The sequence below is a fragment of the Microcoleus sp. FACHB-672 genome, assembly GCF_014695725.1.
Taxonomy (GTDB): Bacteria; Cyanobacteriota; Cyanobacteriia; order Cyanobacteriales; family Oscillatoriaceae; genus FACHB-68.
In genome coordinates, this window is record NZ_JACJOU010000032.1 from 80,827 (window position 1) to 106,568 (window position 25,742).

A 25,742-nucleotide genomic window follows, 5' to 3' on the forward strand; every position below is an offset into this window, starting at 1 on the left:
CAGCTCCTATCGCAAAATTTCAGGATGTCAAGGAAGCTCTCACTGATTTATACTAAAAAAAATGCCTCTTATTCTTAAGAAGCGCTCTCTAATGACTTCAAATTTTTTGGGGTTATAATGCTTCCGGGTCACATTTATGTCTGATGTTGAGGCGCAAAGTCAGGGATCTAAGCATTGCGCCCTAACTTTGCGCCCCAAAAGATGTCTTGCGTCGAATTGAAAAGCGTTCAGCTCTTAATTAGACACTTTCTACTGAAGAGGAAAGTCTGGAAAAGTTCATAACTTTAGCAATAGGAAGCCGGCAATTATCTAGCATTGCTTTCCAGTTGCGCTGTCCGCATCGTTAAGGGGGGCAGGGTTTGGTTGCCGCGCTGCACTTTGAACGGCAATTGCTGACCTACCTGGCTATTTTCAACAATATTTTGCAACTGTTCTGCACTAGAGACCGTTTGGTTATTAACCTCAGTAATTACATCCCCCATGCGAATACCGGCAGCCGCAGCCGGCGTATTAGGCAGCACTCCCATGACTAAAACGCCATTAATTTCTGGCACAGTGAATGGAGAATTTGGAGCCTGATTATTTTCTCTGGCAATTTGTGGGGTTAGTGTCACCATTTGAACACCCACATAAGGATGGGCGACTTTTTCACCTTTTACCAACTGGGCGGAAACTGTTTTGGCTTTATCAATAGGAATGGCAAAGCCAATTCCATTGGCACCGGCACGAATGGCGGTATTAATCCCAATGACTTCTCCTCGCTCGTTGAGAAGTGGCCCACCGGAGTTTCCGGGGTTAATCGCAGCATCGGTTTGAATGAAATCCAGACGCTTATCAGGAATGCCGGCCTGAGCGCTAGAGCGTTTCAGGGTGCTGACAATTCCCAGGGTGACGGTGTTATCCAATCCCAAGGGGTTGCCGAGTGCGATCGCCCAGTCTCCCACCTGCACCTGAGTAGAATCTCCCAAGGGGGCAACCGGCAAGTTACCGCCATTGACTTTAACCACTGCTAAATCCGTTACTTCATCCGTACCGCGCACTTGTCCTTCTAAGGTGCGCCCATCCTTGAGTGTCACGGTTACCTTATCTGCATTGTCAACCACATGGGCATTCGTCAAAATCACGCCACTGCTATCAATGATGAAGCCCGATCCCTGTCCGCGCAAATGCTGTTCGCGGGGCAGTTGTTGCCCCAAGTCATCGCCAAAAAACCGGCGGAAGAAGGGATCATCAAACACGGGATCGGCGTTACGGGTGACGGTGCGTTCTGTATCGATTCTCACCACAGCCGGTCCCACCAAATTAACCGCTGCAGTCACAAAGCTACCACCCCTGGTTGCCGGGGCGTTTGAACCCTGAAGGGCGATGGGTGAGAGCTGCAAGGGAGCCGGTGCCGCCGCAGATGGCAGCACTTGTAGCGTACTCACGGCTAAAATGGCTCCGAGCAAGATAGCCACCACCTGGGTGATCGGGTGCCCCAAAGCGCGAAAAAACTTGAAAAATCCCATAGTCTTAATTGCCATCGGCCTAAATTTGTTGCAAATTTTCGTAATGGTTTTTTCATCACGAAAAGTGTTGCTACAGCTATTCTGACAATTCTGTGACCCCCAAGGGTGACGGATTTCAACCCCAATGCAGGATCGGGAGAAGTCCCACGGGGATATCACCTAGTTCGCAGTAACGCTTTAACTTTTTCCCTAACTCAGAACTTGGTTTTGCCCCTAGGCTAGAATCTTATTTACTATGCAGCTCAAAACGAATGATTGGAACTAACTCGTTCACTGATAAAACCTTGTCCTTAGCCGGCAAAGATGAACTGGGCCGGCTTCAGGATAAAGACGACCTCTACAGCGATCACACTCATAGGGATGGCCATACCGCTCACCCTCACGTTCACACTGAAGAATCGCTGCGACGCCTTGTGAACCGGCTTTCTCGTATTGAAGGACATATCCGGGGAATTAAGACAATGGTGCAGGAAAGCAAACCCTGTCCAGATGTCTTGGTTCAGGTTGCCGCAGTTCGGGGGGCACTTGATCGTGTGGCCCGGATCATTTTAGATGAGCATTTAACTGAATGTATTGCACGAGCCGCAAAAGAGGGAAATATTGATGATGAAATTGAGGAACTAAAAGCAGCTCTCGACCGATTTTTACCTCGAGAAAAGAAAAAAGATTCGGGAACGAAAAACTAGAAAAGGTAAAAGGAAAGAGTGAATCATTTTTTACCTTTTACCTTTTGTTAGTTCCAATTACCAATTAATGTAAACGCAGACCAGAAATAGGGATGCGATACATTCACACTTTTCGTCGCCACACCGCTGGGGAGAGTAAGAACTTGCTGGTCTGAACCGCGCAATTGACCTCCCTCCACTTGAACGGTTCCTGTTAACATAGACAATTGTGCTTGCCGAAGCGCCTCTGCTTTATTCGCTGTTAGTTTCAACTGCTTGTAAAACTCATTCATTAGGGCGAGTGTGCCGGCATCACTGACATACCAAAGACTTGCTAAAGCCGATTTGATGCCGGCTTGAACGGTTAATCCTGCAAAACCCAATTCAGCCTGTTCATCTCCCAAGGCAGTTCGGCAAGCACTCAAAACCAGCAGTTCCACCGGCGCTGTAGAAGCTGCATTCCAACCTAATTCTTGGGCAATTTGTGGCAGTTCATTCATCCGGAGTTTCTCATTCCAAAACTGGATATAAGAATTACTGACATTTCCCGGTTGAAATTCTCCGTGAGTGGCGAGGTGAATAATCTGGAAATGTTGCTGCCGGTTTAGTAATTTAAAGTTTTCGAGAGTAAACGCTTCATTAAGCAACTTTTGACCGCTCCACTTTCCCCCCTCTCCAACAATTTCAGATAACTCCACCGGCACTGCCGGCAAAGGATTTTGCTCGGTAAATTCTGAAGCCCCCATTGCTAAAACTTGCGCGTCCTTCAAGTTGATATAACGACTGTCTGTCAGGCCAAAGCTAGGAATTAAAGCAACTCCATATTTTTCAATGAGAAACTGTTTGCCATCGTGCAAAGCTGCGATTGGCATTGAGCGCAAACCAGCATCCATCGCAAATACAATAATATCGATATTATTCGCTTGTAATTCAGGCTCCATCGGAGCGATGATCCACTGATAAAGTTGTTGAGCAGATTTTAAGTAACTGGTGCTGCGGATATTTCTGGGATTGGTAACTTGAGAACGGAACTCTTGGAGAACTTTTTCAAGAGTAGGTCGCTTCGCTTCAGGAGTGAATTTCCGAGCAAATGGTTCATTAACTTGTTCAGTAGCCGCCGTTAGGCATTGCGGAAAAATTGTTAAAGTATCCAACCCCTTTTCGCCTGCAAAAATATAATTGATGGCTGGCTTTTTACTCGTGGCTTGATGGATATTACACAGTGCTTTTGCTATCTCATCAATTGTCGGCGCTTTTCCATAAAGAGGTATGCCAAGTTGATTGCCAAAATCTACTGCTTGTGCCTCTTCAAATGCCTGGACTACCTGATCCGTCTGTCCACCTTGCACGATCCCCTCAAAACCGCCTCTGTCAACTTCTTTTCCTGCGGTTACTGATGATGAGCTAGAAGAGCTAGAGGAGCTAGACGAACTAGATGAACCAGACGAGCTAGACGTTTCTGATCCAGATACTTCTGAGGATTCAATGGTTTGGTTAACACCTTGTGAGGGATCTGTAATCGAGGTTTCAGATGAGTTAGATGTTGTCGTTGTCGTATTAGTCATTTCTGGAAGATTCGGAAAGCCATCCGACTGGTTTCCAATTTGAGTAAGAGCAGGCCCGGCAGCAACTAAAACAAAGACAAAAGCTAAACAAAAATTGCGTAAAAACTTGAATTTTTTCATAGAATTTAACCTATCTAAAATAAAATCCGTAACCGATACCGAGGATAAATCTTGCCCCATCACCGGCATTGTTCGTAACATCCGTAACTGCCGGCGTAATGACTAAAGGTACATTCTGGAAAGGAACAAAAGAAACACCTAGTGTTAAATCCTGCCCCGTCCACTCAGCAATTGCATTCACCGGCTGAGCCACTCGCACTGCAACACTGCCGAACACACCGATTGTATCTTTATTGTCATTAATATCAAACTCAGAGCGAAATTGCCCATTACCGACTCCCGCAGAAAGATAAAGCCGACTAAAGGGTTTTTCCGTACTATCTTGAAGGCGAAACATTTTACTAGCAACGCCATAAACACTGCTGCCGGCATCCGTAAAACCCCAAACAATCGCATTCTGCCACCCAATTGCCACTGCAAAATCATCGGGAAGGGCACGGTGCAATTTGAAACTGACGCCTCCTCGATCCCCAAAACTATCTGAAAGATTGAAAATAGCAGCCCCAACATCCAAACCTACCGCTTTTTGAGCGTTTCCTAATCCAAAACCAACAGCAATTCCACCATCAGATTCGTCAGTGAATCGAGTTCGCGCCTGAAAACCGGCACCAACACCAACGCTTCTCCAAGATTTACCATAAGCGGATGGGGTAACAGAAGTGGTTCCAGGAGATGCCAGTAATTTCTGTCGTTGTGAAGTATTTGCAACTGGACGAAGAGGTATTCTTTCTGGTACAAATTGTTCTCGTCCCGGTACAATTGGCTGTGGTGTTAAATTCGGCGCGTCACCGGCACTGCTAGACGTGATGGGCGGAGGCGGCGTTTGTGGGGGTTCGTAACCCACAATATACTGAGATGCCTTATCAGAAACGCTCAGCTGCGGCAGTGCGCCGGTGTTAGCCAGTGCTTGATAAATAAAAGCCGCTACATCTGCCCGTGTGGCAACTTGATTGGGGTTGAGATTTTGCACATTTGGGTAATTAACAATTAGTTGATTTTCAGTGGCAACGGCGATACTATTTTGGGCATAGTTGGGAATACTAGAGGCGTCCTGAAACGAGCCAGATAAAATTGTTGTTGTCTCACCCGTTTTTGCCAGATTCAATCCATTAGCTAGTGAGACTAATACCTCAACACGAGGAATCTTTTGATCGGGCGCAAACACATTATTGGGGTAGCCTTCTAAAAACCCGATGCTGTAGGCTTCCTGAATCGCATCATAAGCCCAATAATTCGCCGGCACGTCGGCAAATTGAATCGGGTTACGAACAGAATTTCTGGCAAAAGCTTTTCGGATCAGTGCAGCAAACTGCGCCCGCGTCACCGGCGCTTCCGGGCGAAACGTCCCATCCGGAAACCCACGAATGATATCCTGAGCGGCAAGGGCTTCGATAAAACTTTGTGCCCAGTGATCCCGCACATCTGAAAATGTCAATTCTTGCGCCAAAAACTGGGGTGTTTGAGCAACTTGTGGGGCAGTGAGTGCCGGCATCGAGTTAGATAGTTGTCTTACTTCGCTTTGGCTAGAAGCCGGCACCCTTTGCCCTGCCGGCATCAATAATTCAGCGCCACTGGTTGCAAAGACTTGCAGCAACTCCTGCTTCAAAAGGTGAGGGTTAGAAATAACCGGCTTAAAAGAAGTGACTTTTTTTGCTGATTCTGCAAAAGATGCCGGTTGAGAAGCGATGAGTGAATTTTGTGATGAAAGAGACGCTGCAGGTTGCGCTGGTGAAAAAGTCTCTTCATCAAGCAAAGCAGATTGCTCAGGGTTAGCCGGCTGTGCGTGACTTGTTTCAAAACTAACAACAACCGCAGTAGCACCCATGAGACTCAAGAATATGAGCTTAGAAACCCTAATTTGTGACATTGACAATTTATCTAATAACACCGGCAGAAAAAGCGAACTAACATTGGCCAAAGATAAAAGGTGCACGACAGTCTGGATACACTTACCTGACGATGCGCTTTGCTTGAGCCTGCTTGAGGCTCTGGTCTTATTATTGAATTTCAGTTTAGTGTTTAGTGGATTTTTAGCTAATGTTTTAATTTTTGGCGCAATTTGGATTCCCTCGCTGTTTCAAAATAAAAGTTTCAACTTTCCTTAGCCGTAAAACCTTACTGCAAAGCCTGTCTGGAAGCTCACTTAGGGGTGCGGGAACCCTGCTTATCCAATACCAAACCCGAATTCGCTTTACACTTCTTCATCTATCAAGTGCAATTGCCACCGGCACGTTAAAAAAAATGATCTGGATCACAGGGAATAAAAGCTATTCATCACCCAACCATCAGACAATTATCACCCTTCCTCCCGGCAATGGGTCACTTTCTACTAAACAAAAGCCCTCGATACTATGAAACAGGATGCAGTGTACAAACTTAGAACACCTGGAGAGAATTAAAATATGAAAACTTGGAATGTTTGCTATCACAACTGGTTGATTTTAGCAATGCCTTTAGAAGGCGGATGGGCGATCAAGTGCTTGCCACCAGCGAGACACAAAACCAGTACAAATTGGCAAGCTTACAAAACCATTGATGAGGGAATGGCCAGTGCGAAAGAATACATCGACCGGACGATTGCGCTTTATGTTCTCGCAGACACGCTTCTGGAACTGTGCGAAACCGGCAAGATCCAAGAAAATGAATGCCAAGGCTTACTCCTATCTCTTGGCTATTGTTAAGCGATTAATGAGTTCAATCTCGCATAATTTGCCTGCTTGTTGTTAATCGCTTCGGTTAATTACCTTTAATGTGTATTCAAAAGTTATTTAGGTGTGAATGGATGTATGCCTTTGTGAGTCGGCTTTTTGTTCAAATTTTAAAAGAGATAGACTTTTATTGTTAAATAAGTATTTATACGGAGATAGCAAAATTTTGTCCCCTTATTCAGCGAGGGACACCGGCATGAACCACCATCTCAACAAACGTTCAGCTTGCCGTCCGCAGTTCCTCTTGCAACATTTCTTGATAAACTGCCGATAAAGAGCCGGTCATCGAATTGTCTTCGATTCCGTAGCCTAAACTCGTCCAAGTGCCAGAAAGCAATTTCAACACCTCTTGTAATCTTCCTTGGCGCAGCAGTTCGGGAATGTCCGTTCCCCAAGCCTCAGAGTCACTCAGCCAAGCGTAAACCACCGCATCCTGAAACTCTGGCTCAAAACTGTAGGAGTGCCAAAACAAAAACTGGGACGGATCAGGATGGTAGCGTTGTGCCATTTCATACCACGTCGTTGTCAGCATCTGATAGCGACCGGCAGCCGTGGTGCAATTGTTCACATTCGGGCCATTGACAATCTTCACACAGAGATCGGGATGATCGCTCAAATTCCCAGCATCCTCGCCACCATACAGAACAGAATAAGGTCTGGAAACATTAGACTCACTGGCCGAGATCGTTCGCATCAGCGCTCGAACATAGGGATCGCCTCCGCGCATTGCGAGCGGTTGGGGCTTCACAACATAGTCAAAACCCGATTGCGGCCACCGAGCCCCCGGCCAATGCGATAGTAAAAATACCAAACCGGCAGCAGTGGCACTGCCGGCAATAATACGCTTGAGTCTGCTCACGTTACTTGTCAGTTCCAAAACTCACCCTCGTGCGTCACCCGCACGCTTACTCAACAAAGGGTGACTTCAGTGGCTGAACGGCAGTTTCCGCAAATCAAGCAACGCTGGCAAATAGCTGCTCAAAGGATTTCTCCGGAGCCTCTGCTGCGGCAACGACTTCTACAATTTTATTACGGGCTGCCGGTTGAAACAACGCTTCAACACACACCTGTGCCACCTTTGTCCGGGGAATTCTACCATCGAACTGCGTATCCGCCGAAGACATCTTCACCGGCAAATCATTATCCTCATTCAGAAGGCCACCAGGCCGCACAATTGTGTAAGTCAGGCCACTACTCTGGATATACTCTTCCGCGCGTTTTTTCCACACCAAAATTAGCCAAAACAAATTCAGCGGATGGAAAAATTGGGAGGTACAGAGGGAAGACACCAAGACAAACTGCTGGATTCCCTTTGTTTTGGAAAGATCCACTAGATTTTTCGTGCCTTCAAAGTCCACTTTGTAAGGGCCGGTAGGATCGAAACCAGGACTTGCGCCGGTGGCACACAACACTACCGTACTGTCGCCAATCGCAGCGCTGAGGCTGTCTGCGTTCAGAACATCGCCAGTGACGAATTCCACCTCTGCCGGCAAAATTTCTCTAGCAGCCTCTACGTTCCGAACCAAAGCCCGGACGGGAATTTGGCGCTTGACTAACTCTTTGACGATCCGGCGACCTGTTTGGCCGGTAGCTCCTGCTACAAATGCTTTCATAAGTAATTGTTAGTTGTTAGTGGTTAATCGCAACGGGTCAACGCTAAAGTAAAAATCTCTCCTTTTCTTTCTCTGGATAGGGGGGCCATACTCTTGTTTAAAGATATATGTATTGATAGAGATCACAAACCAGACTGTAATTCAAGCACAAGAGAGCTTTGTAGAACCATCTATGGTGATTGAAACAGGAATTTCTCAGTACAGCCTCTACTGTTGGTTAGAAATCGCTCAAAACTCGGGCAAAATTACGGATTCCGCTTCCGGGCACAGAAATCTAAAGTAAGAAACAACTGTCGCCTCACAGCATTCTCAATCTAAGCAAACCGCAGTCATCTCAAGGATAGGGTGTCATGCAGTCGCAAGCCAGTCAACCTCAAATGTTTCAAGCTCCCAATGCCATTTTAGCTCCAGCCTCCATCGCAGTTAGCGAGCAATCAGAAGCCACTTCAGCGGAGGCGGCGGAACCGATCTGGTTTCGCACGCACTTTGTTGGCAGCATGGTCATGTATGCCGACGCTAAGACAGTTACCAAGTATTTTGACGCCCACCAAGATTGGTTTCGCCGGTGCGCTCATCCGATGAAAGCAGATCCCATTGGAGAGAGCGGTTATGCTTTGACAGTCGGACGATTTGGGGCACTTGGCTATCAGGTAGAGCCGAAAGTGGGTCTTAACTTGTTACCGCAGCAAGACGGCGTTTACCTGATCAAAACGATCCCGGTGCCGAATTATACTCCTCCAGGCTATGAAGTTGACTTTCAAGCCGCCCAAACGTTGGTAGAAGTCCCCGCCGATCTTTCAGATGCCACACACGGGCAAGCCGACAAACTCAGCAATGCCATGACTCGTGTGGAGTGGAAGTTAGACTTAGCAGTTGGCGTGTGCTTGCCCAAGTTTATCCGAGCGTTGCCCCAGTCCACGATTCAAAATAATGGGGATCGGTTGTTAGCCCAAATTGTCAAACAAGTGTCGCGCTGCTTAACCCACAAAGTGCAAGAAGATTTCCACGCGTCTTTAGGCAAGCCGGCGTTGGAATTCTTTAAGAAACAATCTTCTCAGAAGCGAAATGTGGCTACTTGCGAACAGTGTCATTAGGGCAAGGGGAATTGGGAATGGCGCATTGGATCAAAATTCACCAGGGCATAAGGAATCGCGAATAGCGCATTGGATCAGAATTCACCCTCTCCATTCTCCTATGCCCCGTGCCCCATGCCCCATGCCCCATGCCCATTACATTTTGCTGATAATCCTTTGAACAATATCCATGCCGGTTACAGCCTGCCACCCAAACAACCCCAACAGCGCTAAATTCAGAACGATGTGGGTGTAACGCGCCCAATTTTGTCCTTTTTGCATATAAGGCGACAGGGACGCAGCAACGGCAATGAGTCCCGTCATGCCCAAACCGGCCAATAAGTGAGGCCCGATAAATAGCTTACCGTTATTGATATAAGTCACGCCCATGCCGATCAATGTGGTGACAACCATCGCCCCTAAGAGCACCGAACCGACTTGGTAGTGCTTGACGTTGAACTTACCTTTGATCAGCTCTTTCTTTTTCTCACCGTCTGCGTTGCGAGTGCGCCGGACTAGCACACCCAAATACAGGGCGTAAAGAGAAGCCGCGAACAGCACCCACATCACAATGGGGTGGATAAATTGGCTCCAAACTTTAACTTCTGCCGGGATTTCCAAGCTCATAGGATTCGGACAATTTTTTAAGGAACTTTATAAAAATTATCATAATCGCTCTCACTTTAGGTGTAGTTGCCATTGCTACTAATTGTGGGTGAACATGAGCCGACCCTGAATAGAGTGCCGGCAGCGATACCACCGGCTCTTTCTTCGCCCTCCCACTTAATTTGCCACAGCAGCATCAGCAGGATAGGCGATAGAGCGATAATTTCGATTGAACCTGAGTAGAGTAGAATGAAGAGTTTTTCTAGGGAAATCGAACGATCTCTTCCTCTAGAACTTCCAGAAGCAAATGAGTCAACGCCACATTTTTGATCCCCAACTCACTCCTCTACTCACTCTCCTTAAGAGGAGTAGTCGAAATATCTAACTTTGGTTGGGTGGACGAAAATTAAATCCGCTGCAAAATTAAAGTATTCAAGTTTTTTTTACCGCTTGAAAAATAACCCAATGTAACTCTGACTTGTCGGCTCTCACGCCTCTGTGATGAATCGTTGACGAGCATAATTTCCATGAGTAAGGTAATTTTGTTTGAGCCGATTCTCGACCTAAAGTGTGAACAATGCCTCTCAGAGTTCTATGAAAAATATTTGGGACACTCGTTTTGAGCTAATTTAGCTCTGCACTGATTTAAATATCAATCAAATTATTTTCCTGAAGGAGAACTCAACATGGCTACAACGATAGATGATACAAAGCGGCTAGCAATTGGCGAAAGATTAGCCGACCTGTTAGCATTTCAAAAATTTGTGATCTCTAACGATCAAAAACTATTAGCAGATTGCCCTTACGAAGATATTCGTGAACGTCTCCAAAATATGCTTGAGGATGACCAAAAAAACCTAGGCATTGTAGAGACTGTAATCGTTCAATACGGCATCCAGTCTGAGTCAAATGATGCAACCAAGAAATTTCTGCAGCAGTTTGAGCAGATGATGGACGGCGAGGGGTTGTCTTACTACCAGCGACTCATTCAGCATGAACTACTCAAGCATGGTCAAGCCATGAGTGGAATCGTTATCCACAAAGCCGCGCAGGTGGTAGGAGCTGATATTGAATTAGCAATTGGGCCTTTGAATACCGTCAATTTCGAGGGTCGTGCTCACCAAGAACAGCTTAAAGGAATGCTCGAATTGGTGGGTGTGCGCGAAATGACCGGCAAAGATCCAGATCAGGGACTCTGGGCACGGGTGCAAGATGCAATCGCTGCATTTTCAGGGGTTGCCGGCAGCGTGATGACCCAAAATACTGACAAACAGGATATGAATATCCAGACCCTTATCCGGCTGGATCACAATAAGGTGAATACTATCTTCACCGAAATTGGAGCGACGAAAGATCCTCAAAAGCTCCAAGAGTATTTCGCACAACTGTACAAAGATTTGTTAGCACACGCTCAAGCTGAAGAAGAAATCGTCTATCCAAGAGTTCGCTCCTTCTATGGCGACGATAATACTCAAGAGCTGTTTGATGAGCAAAAAGAAATGAAGCGGATGCTAGACGAAATCAAGTCTATTGATACCGCTTCAGCCGACGAATTCCGCTCAAAAGTTAAACAGCTAATGGAGGCTGTTGGCGATCACATTCGTCAGGAAGAAAGCACGATGTTCGCAGCAATCGACAAAAATTGCAACGACTCGCAAAAAGAGCAAATGGCAACTGAATTCAAGGCTGCTAAAAAGAAAATTCAGGAAGAAATGGCAGCCTCTATGAAATAAGAGCAAGCATTTTGATGGACTGAGGGCTGAGCAGGGCATTGTTGATGGTTAACTAACAATGCAACAGCAAAGTTGCCAGCATTTGCTAGAACAGCAAAGAAGCTGAACTCAGGTTTTACAGGACAAAACTTCAGTCCATTCAAGAAAAGCTTTCTGTGTTCCATGTTAAGCTTGAACCCGGTAGTTTATAAAACTATCGGGTTTTACTCGTTAGAATGATCATTCTTTTTTTATGCCACAACTCATTGAACAACCAGTCCGTATTGAAGCAGTTGGTAACAAACCCAAACTGATTGACGAGTACATCGGTCGGATTAGCACGGAAACGGAAGCACTTAGCATCGCTCTCATGCGTTCTCCTAGCGGGTGGGTTGAACCTGGGCAATGTCCGAAATTTGATGAATTTACTGTTGTTCTTAAAGGCACGCTTTGCGTCGAGTTTGAAAACGGAAAGATGGAGGTGTGTGCGGGACAGGCTGTGATTACGAAAAAAGGAGAATGGGTGCGTTACAGCACACCGACTGAAGAAGGAGCAGAATATATTGCTGTTTGCTTGCCGGCATTTTCGCCCGATACTGTCTGTCGGGACTCTATTTAAAAGTTTGCACCTCCGTATATCGGATAACAAATTATTTGCCGTTATTAACCTATAACGGCAATCGTTTGGAATATTCTTGGAAGTTTATTAAATAAAAGGCTTTGAAACTTCTGCCAGTTTAAATGAATGATTGTCACAGTCAATAAATTAAATTAACTTAAACTATCTACAGGCAAACAAGCCCTCGGACTGATGGCTCCTTTAGGGCTTAATGATAATAATTAGTTAAAACAAGAAATAATCTGTTATTCGAGATTTTCCTATTTTGGCAAAAAGATAAACATGAATAGCTCAGATGTCAAGACGACCCCAGATCAGGCCGAGTTGTGGCAAATTTACCTGAAGGGAATGCAAAAATTAGCTCAGCTTTGGGCAGAATCACTAGAGCAATCATTAAAGATTGCCGGCAAAAAGATGGTTGGCGAACAATCAGGATTTCTCGAAATAACTGAACTCTACTGGAGCATCTATGAAAGAACCTTTGGCAGCGCTCTGCAAAGCCCAAACTTCGGGTACAGCCGTGAGTTTAACAACAAACTGCTGAAGGGTTTTGATGCTTGGATACAATTTACCAAGGCAACTTTTGATTATCAAGGCGTGCTGGTTGAGGTTTGGATGAAAGCCTTTGAGGAACTGATGCGGGAGTTGGCATCTTCCGAGGAAACGGGTAAAACCGTTCAAAACTGGCAGCAGCTTTTACAAGTCTGGAGTGGTGCATTTGACCGAGTATTCGCACAGAAATTTGGTTCAGAAGATGCTGTTGCACTTCAGGGGAAATTCTTAAACGCAGCCATGACCTATAAATTCCAGCAGCAACAGCTAACGGAAGTGTTTTTGAAAATGTATAATTTGCCGACCCGGAGCGAAATAGACGAGATTCATCGCAACATTTATGAGCTGCGGAAGGAAATTAAAAGCCTTAACAAAGCTTTGGTAGAATCCCAGGCTAAAGGTTGAACGATAAAAACTAATTCGTCTTAATTTTGTAATTCTCTTTAGTGTATTTTTCTACTTCTATAATTAGAGTAGACCAGCGAGTGAATGACTATCCGCTATGACTGCAAAATATCAAGTTAGCGATTGGGATCTAACCCAAAAGCTGGGCAGAGGCATGGAGATTTTAAATCGGCTGCGCGAGGAAGACATTCAGGTTGGGGTGACCCCCAAGGAAGAAGTCTACCGAGAGGACAAGGTGGTGCTTTACCGCTTTATGCCAAAGGTGGAATCTTCGCTTAACATCCCCATCCTGATTAGTTACGCTTTACTCAATCGTCCCTCTATTGTGGATTTACAGGAAGGGCGATCTCTCGTTGCTAACCTACTCAACCTTGGCCTGGATGTTTACCTCATCGACTGGGGTTATCCGAGTCGAGCAGATCGTTGGCTGACCCTCGACGACTACATCAATGGTTATATCAATAATTGTGTGGATGTAGTCCGCGACCGCCACCAGTTAGAGGCTATTAATTTGTTGGGGATTTGTCAGGGAGGAAGCTTCAGCCTTTGCTACAGTTCCCTTTACCCAGAGAAGGTGAAAAACCTGATTGTTATGGTGACTCCGGTTGATTTTCACATCAATGAGGGACTTCTCAACCTTTGGGGTGGATGCACTTTAGGTTCACAAGCTCTAGACGTGGATCTTATGGTGGATACGCTGGGTAATATTCCGGGTGACTTCTTGAACTTAGAGTTTATAATGCTGAAGCCTTTTCAGTTAGGAGTTCAGAAGTATATAGACCTTATAGAAACAATCGACTCTGAAGACAAGTTGCTCAACTTTCTGCGGATGGAAAAGTGGATTTTTGATAGTCCTGACCAAGCTGGAGAAGCCTACCGGCAGTTTATGAAGGATTTCTACCAGCAAAACAAACTTATTAAAGGTCAGGTCGAAATTGGGAAGAAGCGAGTGGATTTGGGTAATATTTGCATACCAATTTTGAACATTTACGCCGAGCAGGATCACCTAGTTCCTTCAGCATCCTCCTTAGCGCTTCAAAAATATATTGGTAGCGAAGATTACACAGTGCGCTCCTTCCCAGTTGGCCACATCGGAATGTACGTGAGTAGTAAGGTGCAGCGAGACCTTGCTCCAACGATCGCCGATTGGCTTAAGGTGCGAACCTAAAACAGTATTTGTTATTGTTTGATACTTGCTTCCTTGTTCTCGTTGCGGCGTCCGAACAGGGTGCGAACAGCAGTAAAAACTTCGGGCGCTGCGAGGACGATGGATGCCAACGAGGCAACCGTCGCAACTTGGCAATATTCACAAAACGCTTTGTTCTCGCTCCATTCTTCACGCGCTAGCTCGGCAGAAACAACTCCATCTAACACGAGCTTAACGCCCATTGCGATGGGGAGAAGCGGATTGCGCCTAGCGCGATCAAGACCACCCGCCGCAGCCAACCAGGCGCTAAGGGCATAGTTAACCACCATTATTGGCCCATCGGGTGAGTTAAACCGGCTGTAAGCGTAATTAGAAGCGTCAACGCGATCTGCATCGAAAAGCTTTTGTCCTGGAGGATCGGGTAGGTGACTGACGACGCCGGTTTGGTAGAGGGTAACGAGTTGTCCCATTGAACCTCCGAGCATAGACAAGCCGATAATTGCTCGCCGGCGCGTCATGTCGGGGTTCTTTCCTTTACGCAATTCCTCACTTAGTTGTAATGGCTCCATAAGGCGCAATCCTCTAAAACGTATGGGTTGGCAAGGCAGCAAGAAAACCGGGGTTTCCGAGGCAGTGCGTCAATGAGAGCGCTCTGCGCTTGCTGCGGATGAATTTCCTACTATTTTGGTGAATCCTGTTGAATGCGTACACTTACGCAGGAGGTAGTTTTAAAACGCTCTCTTGGAAAGGTGTGTATTTATTACTACAAGTCGGCTTAAGACTGTATCTTTAATCCCAAGTGTTTTAACTGGGAGCCGGCAAGATGATCTGCAAGGGAGAGCCAACGCTAAAGTGTAGGATAGGCTCTATTTTTCTTGATTTTCAGTTCGATTTTTATGAGTTAAGATTGGGCAAATTTGTTGAAGTTCAGCAGATTTTTATTGTTTAATTGTATTCAACATCACACAACCGATTAAGAGTGATTCCCTTCTCTAGATAGATGAGCCGACAAAAGTGATTAAAATTAATTCCCTACTTTAGATAGATGAGCCGAAAAAACAGAAAAGTTATAGTTTAGCTAATTGCTTTTTTTGAGGTTAAGAAACTTAAAGTTAAATAAAAAATTATTTCATTTAACAATGCTTTACCCTAAGAAATCTTTCCTAAACACTAGAGGGTTTTCTTAATAAACCAGAAAAATGTTTGTAAAGGCAAAAATTTAATAATGACTTTACAAACTGCCCATAGGAAAACTGAAGACAACTCTAGCAGTCACCCAGCTCTTTTGAGTTATCGCTTCCGTAGGATATTGAAGTAGCTTTCCCAAAATTGCTTTTGGGTTTCAATTGATAGACGAGCTACCAAAGCTTGGAACTCCAAAGAACTGGTCATCACCTGTTCCTGAAATTTTAAGGTGTTCTCGAATGTATCTCGAAAGTTTCACGTGTTGAAATTTTCCCTACCTGGTATCGTAGATGTCTAGCTATTTAAAATCCCTCGTCGTGTATCGCTCAACTGTCTTAAAAATTGGTCGAAGTCACTTCTCCAAATCATTATCTTTCTCCTTCGATTGTCTTATTTGATACAAATTGGCTTGTATACTGTTTAACCAACGTTGCAACTAATCATTTTAGTGAATTAAAAAGATAGTTTCAATGATATTAACTGTCTTAAGCAAAATCTCCTTTTTGCAGAACTCGCTTTTTAAAATTTTATCTAAAGTATAGAAAATTGTGAAATGAGTTATATTAATCCATAAAAAGTATCAAATAATTACTAAATCAACCCAGATAATTTATAAGTACAATAAAGTTAGATAAAGCTTTTATAAATGGTGAAAATTTGTTGATACTACCAATGAAATTCACTTTCACAAGCCTCTTGCTTTAAGTTGGTAGGGCTTGAAGACGCAACACTCTAAAAAATGGTGAAGATGTATGCAAGAAGCTTATATTGTCTCAGCAGTACGCACGCCGCTCGGTCGGTTTGGAGGAGTCCTTGCCGGCTTTTCTCCAGTGGACTTAGGTGCCCATGTCATGCGAGCAGCCTGGGAAAAAACAGGACTATCCGGGGACGCTTTAGATTTGTACATCTTTGGCAACGTACTCAGGGCGGGGCATGGGCAGTCCTTAGCCCGTCAGGCAGCTTTTAAGGCTGGAATTCCAGAGACGGTGAACGGGTATGCTGTGGATATGGTTTGCTCGTCGGGAATGATGAGTGTGATGAACGCTGCCACAACAATCCGCGCTGGTGAAGCCGAACTGGTACTTGCTGGGGGAATGGAATCGATGTCCCAAACCGGCTTTTTCCTATCTCACCGAGCGAGATGGGGTTACAAACTTTTGCTGGGTTCCCCAGAGCAACTCACCGATATCTTGCTCTACGATGGTCTCACCGATCCCACCACAGCTGAAGCGATGGGAGAGCAAGCTGAGCGGCTGGCAGAAGCTTACGATGTTAAGCGGGCTGACTTGGACAATGTTGCGCTTTACTCACAGCAACGAGCAGCGATTGCAACCGAAAAAGGCTGGCTGAAAAAGGAAATCGCACCGATTGAGATCGAAGGGAAAAAAGGGTTGCAAATCGTAGATAAAGACGAGGGAATCCGTCCCGAACTTACCTTAGAAAGTCTTGCCAAACTAAAACCGGCATTCCGGGAAGAAGGAGTGTTCACTGCCGGCAATAGCAGTCAAATATCAGACGGAGCAGCCGGTCTTGTCTTAGCAAGCGCTAGCGCTGTAGAACGTTACAACCTCCAGCCTCTAGCGCGGGTGATTGGAGGAACCTGGGTCGGTGGGGAAGCTTGGCGTTTTCCCGAAGTTCCGATCCTGGCAGTCAACAAGCTTTTAGACAAGCTCAAAATGAAAGTAACCGATTTTGACTTGTTCGAGAATAACGAAGCGTTCGCTCTAAGTAGCGTCCTGTTTAATCGCGTGCTGGGCATTCCTTACGAAAAGCTGAATGTTTATGGCGGCGCGATCGCTTTAGGGCATCCCATCGGCGCTTCTGGGGCACGAATTATCGTCACCCTACTTAATGCCTTGCAGGAGCGAAATGGGCATCGAGGGATGGCAGCCGTTTGTCATGGAACTGGTGGCGGAACGGCGATTGCGCTGGAGCGGCTTAGCTAATTTCAAGCTTTGAATAGCAATTCTGAAAAGGAGATTTCAAGATGCCGGCAGATTGTTGTTTTGATAATTCAGAAATCTCTAATTAAAGAGTGTAGCTCATGGCTTCTTTAAAACTGGAAGATAAAGTCATTTTAGTAACCGGCGGGAATCGCGGAATCGGAGCAGCCATTGTTGCTCTGTTACAGGAATTAGGCAGCAAGGTTGCCTACACCTACCGCAGTAATTGCGATGCTCAACAGGGGGCTTTGGCAATTCAAGCCGATGTTACCGACAAAGCAGCAATGGAGGCAGTGGCAGAACAAGTTGAACAGAAACTAGGGCCAATTTATGGCGTGGTGGCGAATGCTGGAATTACCAGCGACAACTTTTTTCCCAAACTGACAACTGAAGACTGGGATGCCGTAATCGACACGAATTTGAAAGGAGTTTACAACACGCTCACTCCCGTGATCCCCAAGATGTACGAGCGCACAGAAGGCTCTGTTGTTTGTATCTCCTCCATTTCTGGTGAACGGGGAAACCTCGGTCAAACCAACTACGCGGCATCTAAGGCGGCGGTGATTGGTTTCGCCAAATCCCTCGCGAGAGAGGCAGCGCGATACGGGGTACGAATCAACGCGGTTTCACCGGGATTCATTGAAACTGATATGGTCAAGTCAGTTCCAGACAAAGTCAAAGAGCGCATTGTATCCGAGATTCCCTTTCGTCGCTTCGGTAAACCGGAAGAAGTTGCCTGGGCAGTCGCCTTTTTACTGTCGCCGGTTGCTAGTAGCTACATAACCGGCGAAGTTCTGAGAGTCAACGGTGCCCATTACACATGAGGGTTAAATTGTAGGGAGTACCGGCGACAAGCCCCACGCTAATTACATTGAGATAATTGATAGGAGTTAACTGTGAAAATCGAGGTTGAAGAACGGCGAATTAATGTAAATGGTTTAACCACCCGCTACTTTAAAGCCGGCAATGAGGGTCTACCGTTAGTGCTGCTACATGGAGATAGTGCTAGCGCTTTGGATTGGTCTTGGGTGCTTGCCAAACTCGGAGCAACTCACACGGTCTACGCACCGGACTTTCCAGGTTTCGGCGACAGTGCTAAACCCAACCGCGAGTATTCCCTGGAGTTTCTCAAGCAGTTCCTGATTGATTTTATGGAGACGCTAGGAATCGAGCGGGCGGTGGTGGCCGGCAATTCACTCGGAGGTCAGATTGCCCTACGCTTTGCCCTGTCGCGTCCCGAACAAGTCGCAGCTTTGGTGCTGGTAGACAGTTCTGGACTGGGTTACTCAGTCACCCCCCTTTTGACTCAGTTCGCAATCCCTGTGTATGGTGATCTGGCGATCACTGGGTGCAAAACGCCTCCGGGCGCTAAGATGCGGTCTTGGTTACGGGCAACGCTGTTTTTCGCTCACCCTTCGCGGGTTCCTGATGTGTGGATAGCAGAACAAGAGCGAATGGCGCAAATGGGCGGTTTTCTGGAAGCCACTCTGTCCTCACTGCGTGCCCAGGTGAATGTATTTGGACAGTACCAGGTGTTGCTCGACTCGCTAGGGCAGTTGCAGATGCCGACGCTTGTGATCTGGGGGACGGAGGATCGGGTTTTCCCAAAAGAGCAAGCACAGGATGCAGTGAGCCGGTTAAAGCAAGGACAACTCGCCTTGCTCCCCGACTGCGGTCACTTACCTCATGTCGAGCGGCCAGAACTTTTTAGTGCCGAGCTGAGCAAGTTTCTCAATCAAGTTGTTGCTTAGACATCTCTTCCTCGCTGTCAACCTTGCGACTGATGTAGGTAAGTTGACTGTCAAGTAATTATTAAGAAAAGTAAATTTTCTAGATTTCTAGCAAACTCAACGTTTCTAGATTGACTGTACTTGGCATAGCGAAAGAATTTGCAGTAAGAACTTTAAGGAGTAACATCGATGCAACTGAAGCCAATTAATCAGCAAGTTGTTGCAGTCGTTGGGGCTTCCAGCGGCATCGGACGTGAGGCAGCCCTTCAATTTGCTAAGCGAGGGGCAAAGTTAGTGGTCTCGGCTCGCAATGAATCCAAGCTGGCGTCTTTGGTAGATGAGATTCAGGGCTTTGGCGCTGAGGCAACCGCTATCGTTGCCGATGTATCGGTATTCGAGCAGGTCAAGGCGATCGCAGACCGTACGGTTGAAGTTTATGGCCGGCTCGATACGTGGGTGCATTGCCCTGCCGTCGGACTCTTTGCCACATTCGACAACACCACACCCGAAGAGTTTAAGCAGGTCATTGATGTTGGCCTCATGGGACAGGTATATGGTGCAATGGCGGCACTCCCCCATCTCAAGCGTGAGGGACGAGGGGCGCTGATCCACATTTCTTCAATGGAAGGCGTGCGAAGTCTCCCCTACCAAAGTGCCTACTCCGCAGCAAAACACGGGGTCGAGGGATTTATCGAAGCGATGCGCGTGGAGTTGCAACATGAGGGCTTACCCATCAGCGTCACGAGTGTGAAGCCGGCAGTCATCAATACACCCTTTTGGAATAATGGTAAGACCAAGCTAGGCGTGAAGCCGGCAGGAATACCGCCCTACTACGACCCCAGGTTGGTGGCTGATGCGATCCTCCACGTCGCGGAACATCCAACGCGTGACTTCTTTGTTGGAGATGCGGCCAGACTTCTCGATGGACTACAGCGGATCTCACCCGAACTGGCAGATTCCTTGTTGCTGCTCATCGGCTTCCAGGGTCAACGCACCAACGTGCCGAAGTCCCCAGACGATCGCAACAACCTTTACGAGCCGTTTCCAGACGATGCCAGGGTTGATGGAGACTATAGCAATTTAGTGATACCAAGCCTTAGCGACTGGCTGGCGAAGAATTTTTCTTTCCTGTGAGGCGCAGGAAGCGAAGCTAACGCGTAAACAAATTGTGTTGCCAGGAAAGCTAGCCTTGCAACACAATTCCTTAGAAACGAAGCGTGACAATTATTTTTTTATCCGACAAATCATCTGTTATTCGACAGATGTATTGATTGAAAAGTTGAGTTTATAAATTTCAACTAAACGGTTCAGGCGTGAAGAATTTTGAATAAAAACTTTAAGGAGTAGCATTGATGCAACTAAAGCCAATTAATCAGCAAGTTGTTGCCATCGTTGGGGCTTCCAGCGGTATCGGACGTGAAACAGCCCTTCAATTTGCCAAGCGCGGGGCGAAGTTAGTTGTCTCGACTCGCAGCGAAGCGAAGATTGCACCCTTGGTAGATGAGATCCGTGGCTTTGGCGGTGAGGTAACCGCTGTGGTTGCGGATGTAACCGTATTTGAGCAGGTTAAGGCGATCGCAGACCGAACCGTGGAGGTGTATGGCCGGCTCGATACGTGGGTGCATTGCCCTGCGATCGCCGTTTATGCTGCTTTCGACAAAACAAAACCCGAAGAGTTTAAGCGCGTCATTGATGTCGGCCTCATGGGGCAAGTATATGGCGCGATGGCAGCCCTACCCCATCTTAAGCGTGAGGGGCGGGGGGCGCTGATCCATCTGTCTTCAGTTTTAGGCCGGCGAAGTGTGCCGCTTCAAAGTTCTTACTGCACGGCAAAGCACGGTATGGAAGGCTTCATCGAAGCGATGCGCGTGGAACTGCAACATGAGAAAATCCCTATCAGCGTCACGAGTGTGAAACCCGCCGCAGTCAACACACCTCTCTACAACAATGCCCTCACGAGGTTAGGCGTCAAACCGGCCAGCTTACCACCCTTTTACGAACCCAGTTTAGTCGCTGACGCGATTCTCTATGTTGCCGAACATCCCACCCGCGACTTCCTGGTTGGGGATGCAGGGAGAATGATAGATGTGCTACAGCGGCTTTCTCCATCACTGGTAGATTTCATATTAGAGCGCGTCGCCTTCCGATTGCAGCGCACTGACCAGCCGAAGTCTGAAGATGGGCCAAATAATCTTTACGAGCCTATCCCATCCCATGACCGAGTTGAGGGAGACTTCAAGAACTTAGTGATACCGAGCCTTACCGACTGGTTGGATAAGAATCCAGCGCTTAAATGGGGGGCACTTGTCAGTACCGTTGCCTTAGCGTTTCTGGCGGCACAAGCCTTCAAAACTGGGGGGCAAATTTAGCTTAAGCAGCATTCATCACCTTTACCGTTAACAAACTTGGGGGATAATCGGCACCTTCTTCTCAAAGGTACGATTTAGCGATAAGTTGACATTATTCCCGATGCAACCACCCCCAATCATGCCCTCGAAGAAGGACATTTTATTAATCCAGGCTGCGAGAAGTGGCGATATCGCCCAACTGCAAACTACACTCGCTCAGGGTGCTGATGTTAATGCAACGAATCAAGATGGCACCTCTGCTTTAATGTTTGCCGCCCAGTATGGCTACACCGAGATTGTTCGGCTGTTGCTGGATGCCGGCGCGGATGTCAATTTTGCCAGAAAACGCTTTGGGATTACGGCGTTAATGTTAGCCGCCGCTAATCAGAGAGTTGACACGGTGCGACTTTTGGTATCTAGAAACGCAGAGGTGAATGCTAAAAATGATGATGGCAGCACCGCGTTAATGGCGGCAGCACTTAAAGGAAATCTTGAGTGTGTGCGAATCTTGCTGGATGCTGGCGCACAGGTTAATGTCCAAGATAAGGATGATGATACTGCGCTGAAACTGGCCCTCAAGTCTTCTAACGCTGCTGTGGTAAAGCTTTTGCTTGAAAATGGGGCAGATGCGAATGTGATCGCAGAGGACGGCAAAACTGCGGTTATGCAAGCAGTTGAAGCAGGAAACTTAACTGTTGTAGAGGCTTTGTTAAATGCCGGCACTGATGTCAATGTCAACGACGAAGAAGGCGAGACAGCGCTGACATTAGCCGCAGATAGCGGTAATACCGACATCGTGCAAGCCTTACTGAATGCCGGCGCTGATGTTAACACCAAAAATCCGGATGGATGGACAGCGCTAATGGCGGCGGCAGCAGGGGGTTATACAGAGACTGTGACTGCCTTGCTGAATGCCGGCGCAGATATCAATGCCAAAAATAATGATGGGGAAACAGCCTTACATTTAGCGGCTGTGGAAGGTCATGCCGGCGTTGTAGAACGGCTTGTCAACCAAGGTGCAGATATATTAGCAAAGAATCGGCTGGGTGACACGGCTTTAATGGTTGCCGTCTTGCACAATCACAGCAAAACAGTAGAAATTTTGCTTCAAGGTGAGAAAGAGCAAGTGCAGTCTCTTTTGAAAGCAAGGAACACTGGGGAAACCGTATTAACTTTAGCTGCAAGTGCCGGCCATCTGGAAACCGTGCAAGTATTGCTCAAGGCCGGTGTTCATCCTAACACGCGTTCGGAGGATGGAAAAACAGCGCTGATGAAAGCTGCTGATCGTGGTAAAGCTGAAGTCATTCAAGCCTTATTAGCAGCCGGTGCCGATGTGAATCTTTTGGATAATGCCGGCGCGTCAGCGTTAATGTGGGCAGCGCATCGGGGGCATGAGGGCGCTATTAAGCAATTGCTAGATGCCGATGTGGATGTAAACGTAAAAAACCGGGGAGGTTACACCGCTTCAATGATTGCGGATTTCAACGGTTATAAAAATGTAGTGAAATTGCTTAAAGCTGCCGGTGCTCTAGAGTGAGATGAATTAGGGGAGGTTAAAAGGTTTGGGGACTTGTGGCAAAAACTAGGGATGGAATATTTAACCACAGATAAACACAGATAACACAGATGATAAACCCCCATTATCTGCGTTTATCTGCGTTTATCTGCGTGCATCTGCGGTTAAAATAATATACCTTTAACCCCCACAAATGATAAATCGGCTTTATCCGTATTTATCTCTATTTATCTATGTATCCCCCTATGCCGATGCCGATCCCTTCGGCACGCTACGCTATCATCTGTGGGAAAATATACTTCCGCAAAATATATGATTCTTTAACTTGGAAATAAATCCCCAAATCCCAGCTTCACCCCCAACAAACTACTAGAGAGTGCGAAGAAATGAAAATATTTGTGCCGGGACGACTTTGCCTGTTTGGCGAACACAGCGATTGGGCAGGCGGTTACCGCTCAATTAATCCCGATTTAGAAAAAGGATACGCCCTGATTGCCGGCACCAATCAGGGACTTTATGCAGAAGTTAAACCTCATCCAACTCAGTTCATTCTTCGCATCTCCCTCAGTGATGGCAGCCGGCAAGAAATACAGCTTCCGATGGATGAGAAAACACTGCTTGCTGAAGCTGAAAAAGGCGGTTTTTTCAGTTATGCTGCTGGTGTTGCTTATCAATTTCTCACCCAGTATGGCGTGTTCGGGCTAGAGATTGATAACTACTTAACTGATTTGCCGGCTCAGAAAGGGTTAGCATCCAGTGCTGCGATTTGTGTGCTTGTAGCACGGGCGTTTAATCGCGTATATAAATTAAAAATGATGGTTCGCCAAGAAATGGAATTGGCTTATTTAGGTGAAATCTTGACCCCCTCTCGCTGTGGGCGAATGGATCAAGCTTGCGCTTATGGAAGCCAACCTATTTTAATGATTTTTGATGGTGATTGTACGGATGTTATTGAGTTAAAGCTCCAGAAAAATTTATTTTTTGTCATCGTAGATTTGGGTGCCGGCAAAAACACAAAGGAAATATTAAACCGGCTCAATCAGTGTTATCCGTTTGCTGACAATGAAGTGCAGCAGAATGTTCAGAAATATCTCGGTGCGATTAATTCTGAAATTACACAGCAAGCAGTTGAAGCCCTAGAAAAAGGCGATGCTGAACAAATTGGGGCGTTAATGAAACGGGCACAGGCAGAATTCGATCAACATTTAATCCCTGCTTGTCCATCCGAATTAACTGCGCGGGTTTTGCACCAACTTCTGAATTACGAACCCATTCAACCTTTTATTTTAGGGGGGAAAGGGGTTGGTTCGCAAGGCGATGGTTCCGTACAGTTTATCGTAAAAGACGAGGAAAGCCAACAGCAAGTTGTTAAAATTATTGAGCGAGATTTTCCCCAAATGCAATCCTTAAAACTCACACTTCAGGCAGAGAAAAAAGTTCGCAAGGCGGTGATTCCGGCTGCCGGTTTTGGTACTCGTTTGTTCCCCGCTACGAAGGCGATCAAGAAGGAACTTTTCCCGATTATCGATAAAGATGGCAGGGCTAAGCCGGTGATTTTGGCAATTGTTGAAGAAGCCCTTAGCGCCGGCATCGAAGAAGTGGGGATTGTGGTGCAAACCGGCGATCGCGAGTTGTTTGAGAATTTCTTTAAAAATCCGCCGGCACCTGCACTTTTTAAGAAGTTATCTCAGCAGAACCAGGAATACTGCCGGTATTTAGAAGATTTAGGACATAGAATTACAATTCTGACACAAGACGTTCAAGAAGGCTACGGTCATGCCGTTTTTTGTGCCAGAGAATGGGTGGGAGATCAACCATTTTTGCTGATGCTGGGCGATCACGTTTATTCATCGGAAACAGAGACTTCTTGCGCTCGTCAAATAATCGAAATATACGAGCAAGTTGAGCAAAGTGTTTTGGGTTTAACGGTGATGTCGGCAGAAATTATTTCCAAAGCCGGTTGCGTTGCCGGTTTCTGGCAAGAACCCCAGTCGATCCTTTCAATCACGCAACTTTATGAAAAGCCCACAATTGAGTACGCACGCCAACATCTGCGTGTAGACGGAATGCCAGAAGATCAGTTCCTGTGCGCTTTCGGATTATATGTCTTCACGCCAAAGATTTTTGACAGCTTAGAAGAGAACATTAATAACAACTTGCGGGATAAGGGCGAATTTCAGCTAACATCCGGGGTAGAAAGATTGCGGCAGGATGAAGGAATCACCGGCTACCTTGTCAAGGGTAAATGTTTTGACACGGGATTACCAGAAACTTACTGGCAAACCCTGATTGATTTTAGAAAATCTGATGGCTAATTAAAGCATCATGAATATTCCATCCTGATGAGTATGACTCATATTGGTATTCAGGTTGCAGCCCTTGGAGTCAAACACATATATTGTCAGCAAGCGATCCCATCTAAAACTACAACATAGATCGCCGGCACAGTTAACCTCCTGCCACAGGGGCGCTGAGGGGCATCTGATCGCGCGTTCAATTGTTGCAAGGGTGCAGCAGAAAATTGCAGTGATCGCACGCGCAAATCATCCCAATTCGCATTCACTGAGACAACACGGGTTCTCGCTGTCCCACTTTAAGAGTACAGAGGGATAACCTCACTGAATGCAACTTGGTAGGAAGGATCAACTCCAGGGTTAATGCAGGTTGTTGAAACAATTAACAACCAATTTTCTGCATCAGTCGCGTTCAAAACTCAATTTAAGGCTG

At 46.4% G+C, this 25,742-nt stretch carries 22 protein-coding genes; 14 read left to right on the top strand and 8 right to left on the bottom strand.

The features are described 5' to 3' along the window. Nucleotides 1-305 precede the first annotated feature (305 nt). Nucleotides 306-1,508, bottom strand: a complete 1,203-nt coding sequence (locus H6F56_RS23035; protein ID WP_190673568.1) for an HhoA/HhoB/HtrA family serine endopeptidase — start codon at nucleotides 1,506-1,508, stop codon at nucleotides 306-308. A gap of 251 nt (nucleotides 1,509-1,759) precedes the next feature. Between H6F56_RS23035 and H6F56_RS23040 the strand changes: the two genes are divergently transcribed. Continuing rightward, nucleotides 1,760-2,194, top strand: coding sequence for a metal-sensing transcriptional repressor (locus H6F56_RS23040; protein WP_190673437.1), 435 nt, complete (start codon nucleotides 1,760-1,762; stop codon nucleotides 2,192-2,194). A 47-nt stretch (nucleotides 2,195-2,241) separates the two neighbouring features. On the opposite strand, the gene H6F56_RS23045 is transcribed toward H6F56_RS23040, so the two are convergent. Together H6F56_RS23045 and H6F56_RS25985 are read right to left on the bottom strand one after the other, a co-directional pair. Further along, complete coding sequence (locus H6F56_RS23045) at nucleotides 2,242-3,939, bottom strand: CHAT domain-containing protein (protein WP_190673438.1); 1,698 nt, start codon at nucleotides 3,937-3,939, stop codon at nucleotides 2,242-2,244. Continuing rightward, nucleotides 3,869-5,683, bottom strand: coding sequence for an S-layer homology domain-containing protein (locus H6F56_RS25985; RefSeq protein ID WP_242032138.1), 1,815 nt, complete (start codon nucleotides 5,681-5,683; stop codon nucleotides 3,869-3,871). The genes H6F56_RS23045 and H6F56_RS25985 overlap by 71 nt, the downstream gene beginning before the upstream one ends. A gap of 577 nt (nucleotides 5,684-6,260) precedes the next feature. On the opposite strand from H6F56_RS25985, the gene H6F56_RS23055 reads away from it, so the two are divergent. After that, nucleotides 6,261-6,539: a hypothetical protein gene (locus H6F56_RS23055; protein WP_190673440.1), complete on the top strand. Its 279-nt coding sequence runs from the start codon at nucleotides 6,261-6,263 to the stop codon at nucleotides 6,537-6,539. A 247-nt stretch (nucleotides 6,540-6,786) separates the two neighbouring features. Here the strand turns inward: H6F56_RS23055 and H6F56_RS23060 are convergent, their stop codons facing one another. After that, complete coding sequence (locus tag H6F56_RS23060) at nucleotides 6,787-7,425, bottom strand: glycoside hydrolase family protein (protein WP_309236618.1); 639 nt, start codon at nucleotides 7,423-7,425, stop codon at nucleotides 6,787-6,789. Between the two features lie 94 nt (nucleotides 7,426-7,519). Next, nucleotides 7,520-8,179: an SDR family oxidoreductase gene (locus H6F56_RS23065; RefSeq protein ID WP_190673443.1), complete on the bottom strand. Its 660-nt coding sequence runs from the start codon at nucleotides 8,177-8,179 to the stop codon at nucleotides 7,520-7,522. Nucleotides 8,180-8,529: 350 nt separating this feature from the next. Here H6F56_RS23065 and H6F56_RS23070 point away from each other — a divergent pair, with 350 nt between their 5' ends. After that, nucleotides 8,530-9,273, top strand: a complete 744-nt coding sequence (locus H6F56_RS23070) for a DUF1997 domain-containing protein (RefSeq protein ID WP_190673445.1) — start codon at nucleotides 8,530-8,532, stop codon at nucleotides 9,271-9,273. A 135-nt stretch (nucleotides 9,274-9,408) separates the two neighbouring features. Here the strand turns inward: H6F56_RS23070 and H6F56_RS23075 are convergent, their stop codons facing one another. Further along, nucleotides 9,409-9,879 (bottom strand): DUF4079 domain-containing protein, encoded by a 471-nt coding sequence (locus H6F56_RS23075; RefSeq protein WP_190673449.1) that lies wholly within the window; start codon nucleotides 9,877-9,879, stop codon nucleotides 9,409-9,411. A gap of 665 nt (nucleotides 9,880-10,544) precedes the next feature. On the opposite strand from H6F56_RS23075, the gene H6F56_RS23080 reads away from it, so the two are divergent. The 4 genes from H6F56_RS23080 (at nucleotide 10,545) to phaC (ending at nucleotide 14,314) form a co-directional block, all read left to right on the top strand. Continuing rightward, nucleotides 10,545-11,591 (top strand): hemerythrin domain-containing protein, encoded by a 1,047-nt coding sequence (locus H6F56_RS23080; RefSeq protein ID WP_190673452.1) that lies wholly within the window; start codon nucleotides 10,545-10,547, stop codon nucleotides 11,589-11,591. A gap of 232 nt (nucleotides 11,592-11,823) precedes the next feature. Then, nucleotides 11,824-12,189, top strand: coding sequence for a cupin domain-containing protein (locus H6F56_RS23085; RefSeq protein WP_190673455.1), 366 nt, complete (start codon nucleotides 11,824-11,826; stop codon nucleotides 12,187-12,189). A gap of 282 nt (nucleotides 12,190-12,471) precedes the next feature. Next, nucleotides 12,472-13,146 carry a class III poly(R)-hydroxyalkanoic acid synthase subunit PhaE gene (gene phaE / locus H6F56_RS23090; RefSeq protein WP_190673459.1) on the top strand — a complete coding sequence of 225 codons (675 nt, stop codon included), beginning with the start codon at nucleotides 12,472-12,474 and terminating at the stop codon, nucleotides 13,144-13,146. 97 nt (nucleotides 13,147-13,243) lie between these two features. Then, complete coding sequence (phaC, locus tag H6F56_RS23095) at nucleotides 13,244-14,314, top strand: class III poly(R)-hydroxyalkanoic acid synthase subunit PhaC (RefSeq protein ID WP_190673462.1); 1,071 nt, start codon at nucleotides 13,244-13,246, stop codon at nucleotides 14,312-14,314. Nucleotides 14,315-14,325: 11 nt separating this feature from the next. On the opposite strand, the gene H6F56_RS23100 is transcribed toward phaC, so the two are convergent. Then, nucleotides 14,326-14,862, bottom strand: a complete 537-nt coding sequence (locus H6F56_RS23100) for a vitamin K epoxide reductase family protein (RefSeq protein WP_190673465.1) — start codon at nucleotides 14,860-14,862, stop codon at nucleotides 14,326-14,328. A gap of 1,368 nt (nucleotides 14,863-16,230) precedes the next feature. On the opposite strand from H6F56_RS23100, the gene phaA reads away from it, so the two are divergent. The 7 genes from phaA to H6F56_RS27240 all read left to right on the top strand — a co-directional run bounded on the left by phaA (nucleotide 16,231) and on the right by H6F56_RS27240 (nucleotide 25,330). Next, nucleotides 16,231-17,424 (top strand): acetyl-CoA acetyltransferase PhaA, encoded by a 1,194-nt coding sequence (phaA, locus tag H6F56_RS23110; protein ID WP_190673467.1) that lies wholly within the window; start codon nucleotides 16,231-16,233, stop codon nucleotides 17,422-17,424. A gap of 98 nt (nucleotides 17,425-17,522) precedes the next feature. Next, a complete protein-coding gene (gene phaB, locus H6F56_RS23115) occupies nucleotides 17,523-18,245 on the top strand; it encodes an acetoacetyl-CoA reductase PhaB (protein WP_190673470.1) in 723 nt (240 codons plus the stop codon). A gap of 72 nt (nucleotides 18,246-18,317) precedes the next feature. Further along, entirely contained in the window at nucleotides 18,318-19,172 is an 855-nt protein-coding gene (locus tag H6F56_RS23120; RefSeq protein ID WP_190673474.1) for an alpha/beta fold hydrolase, read from the top strand. 168 nt (nucleotides 19,173-19,340) lie between these two features. After that, nucleotides 19,341-20,285, top strand: a complete 945-nt coding sequence (locus tag H6F56_RS23125; protein ID WP_190673477.1) for an SDR family oxidoreductase — start codon at nucleotides 19,341-19,343, stop codon at nucleotides 20,283-20,285. 218 nt (nucleotides 20,286-20,503) lie between these two features. Further along, on the top strand, nucleotides 20,504-21,520 hold the full coding sequence (locus tag H6F56_RS23130; protein WP_190673481.1) for an SDR family oxidoreductase: 1,017 nt from the start codon (nucleotides 20,504-20,506) through the stop codon (nucleotides 21,518-21,520). A 100-nt stretch (nucleotides 21,521-21,620) separates the two neighbouring features. Then, entirely contained in the window at nucleotides 21,621-23,036 is a 1,416-nt protein-coding gene (locus H6F56_RS23135; protein WP_309236619.1) for an ankyrin repeat domain-containing protein, read from the top strand. A 365-nt stretch (nucleotides 23,037-23,401) separates the two neighbouring features. Continuing rightward, nucleotides 23,402-25,330 (top strand): sugar phosphate nucleotidyltransferase, encoded by a 1,929-nt coding sequence (locus H6F56_RS27240; protein ID WP_190673487.1) that lies wholly within the window; start codon nucleotides 23,402-23,404, stop codon nucleotides 25,328-25,330. An 86-nt stretch (nucleotides 25,331-25,416) separates the two neighbouring features. On the opposite strand, the gene H6F56_RS23145 is transcribed toward H6F56_RS27240, so the two are convergent. Then, complete coding sequence (locus H6F56_RS23145; protein ID WP_190673490.1) at nucleotides 25,417-25,578, bottom strand: hypothetical protein; 162 nt, start codon at nucleotides 25,576-25,578, stop codon at nucleotides 25,417-25,419. Between the last annotated feature and the right edge of the window lie 164 nt (nucleotides 25,579-25,742).

What these genes read in the sequence shown, in the direction of transcription:
- H6F56_RS23070 (WP_190673445.1), top strand. Translation starts at nt 8,530, where the DNA reads ATGCAGTCGCAAGCCAGTCAACCTCAAATGTTTCAAGCTCCCAATGCC.
- phaB (WP_190673470.1), top strand. Translation starts at nt 17,523, where the DNA reads ATGGCTTCTTTAAAACTGGAAGATAAAGTCATTTTAGTAACCGGCGGG.
- phaE (WP_190673459.1), top strand. Translation starts at nt 12,472, where the DNA reads ATGAATAGCTCAGATGTCAAGACGACCCCAGATCAGGCCGAGTTGTGG.
- H6F56_RS23100 (WP_190673465.1), bottom strand. Translation starts at nt 14,862, where the DNA reads ATGGAGCCATTACAACTAAGTGAGGAATTGCGTAAAGGAAAGAACCCC.
- H6F56_RS23045 (WP_190673438.1), bottom strand. Translation starts at nt 3,939, where the DNA reads ATGTTACGAACAATGCCGGTGATGGGGCAAGATTTATCCTCGGTATCG.
- H6F56_RS23130 (WP_190673481.1), top strand. Translation starts at nt 20,504, where the DNA reads ATGCAACTAAAGCCAATTAATCAGCAAGTTGTTGCCATCGTTGGGGCT.
- H6F56_RS23035 (WP_190673568.1), bottom strand. Translation starts at nt 1,508, where the DNA reads ATGGGATTTTTCAAGTTTTTTCGCGCTTTGGGGCACCCGATCACCCAG.
- phaA (WP_190673467.1), top strand. Translation starts at nt 16,231, where the DNA reads ATGCAAGAAGCTTATATTGTCTCAGCAGTACGCACGCCGCTCGGTCGG.
- H6F56_RS27240 (WP_190673487.1), top strand. Translation starts at nt 23,402, where the DNA reads ATGAAAATATTTGTGCCGGGACGACTTTGCCTGTTTGGCGAACACAGC.
- H6F56_RS25985 (WP_242032138.1), bottom strand. Translation starts at nt 5,683, where the DNA reads ATGGGTGCTACTGCGGTTGTTGTTAGTTTTGAAACAAGTCACGCACAG.
- H6F56_RS23065 (WP_190673443.1), bottom strand. Translation starts at nt 8,179, where the DNA reads ATGAAAGCATTTGTAGCAGGAGCTACCGGCCAAACAGGTCGCCGGATC.
- H6F56_RS23075 (WP_190673449.1), bottom strand. Translation starts at nt 9,879, where the DNA reads ATGAGCTTGGAAATCCCGGCAGAAGTTAAAGTTTGGAGCCAATTTATC.
- H6F56_RS23135 (WP_309236619.1), top strand. Translation starts at nt 21,621, where the DNA reads ATGCAACCACCCCCAATCATGCCCTCGAAGAAGGACATTTTATTAATC.
- H6F56_RS23080 (WP_190673452.1), top strand. Translation starts at nt 10,545, where the DNA reads ATGGCTACAACGATAGATGATACAAAGCGGCTAGCAATTGGCGAAAGA.
- H6F56_RS23125 (WP_190673477.1), top strand. Translation starts at nt 19,341, where the DNA reads ATGCAACTGAAGCCAATTAATCAGCAAGTTGTTGCAGTCGTTGGGGCT.
- H6F56_RS23040 (WP_190673437.1), top strand. Translation starts at nt 1,760, where the DNA reads ATGATTGGAACTAACTCGTTCACTGATAAAACCTTGTCCTTAGCCGGC.
- H6F56_RS23055 (WP_190673440.1), top strand. Translation starts at nt 6,261, where the DNA reads ATGAAAACTTGGAATGTTTGCTATCACAACTGGTTGATTTTAGCAATG.
- H6F56_RS23085 (WP_190673455.1), top strand. Translation starts at nt 11,824, where the DNA reads ATGCCACAACTCATTGAACAACCAGTCCGTATTGAAGCAGTTGGTAAC.
- phaC (WP_190673462.1), top strand. Translation starts at nt 13,244, where the DNA reads ATGACTGCAAAATATCAAGTTAGCGATTGGGATCTAACCCAAAAGCTG.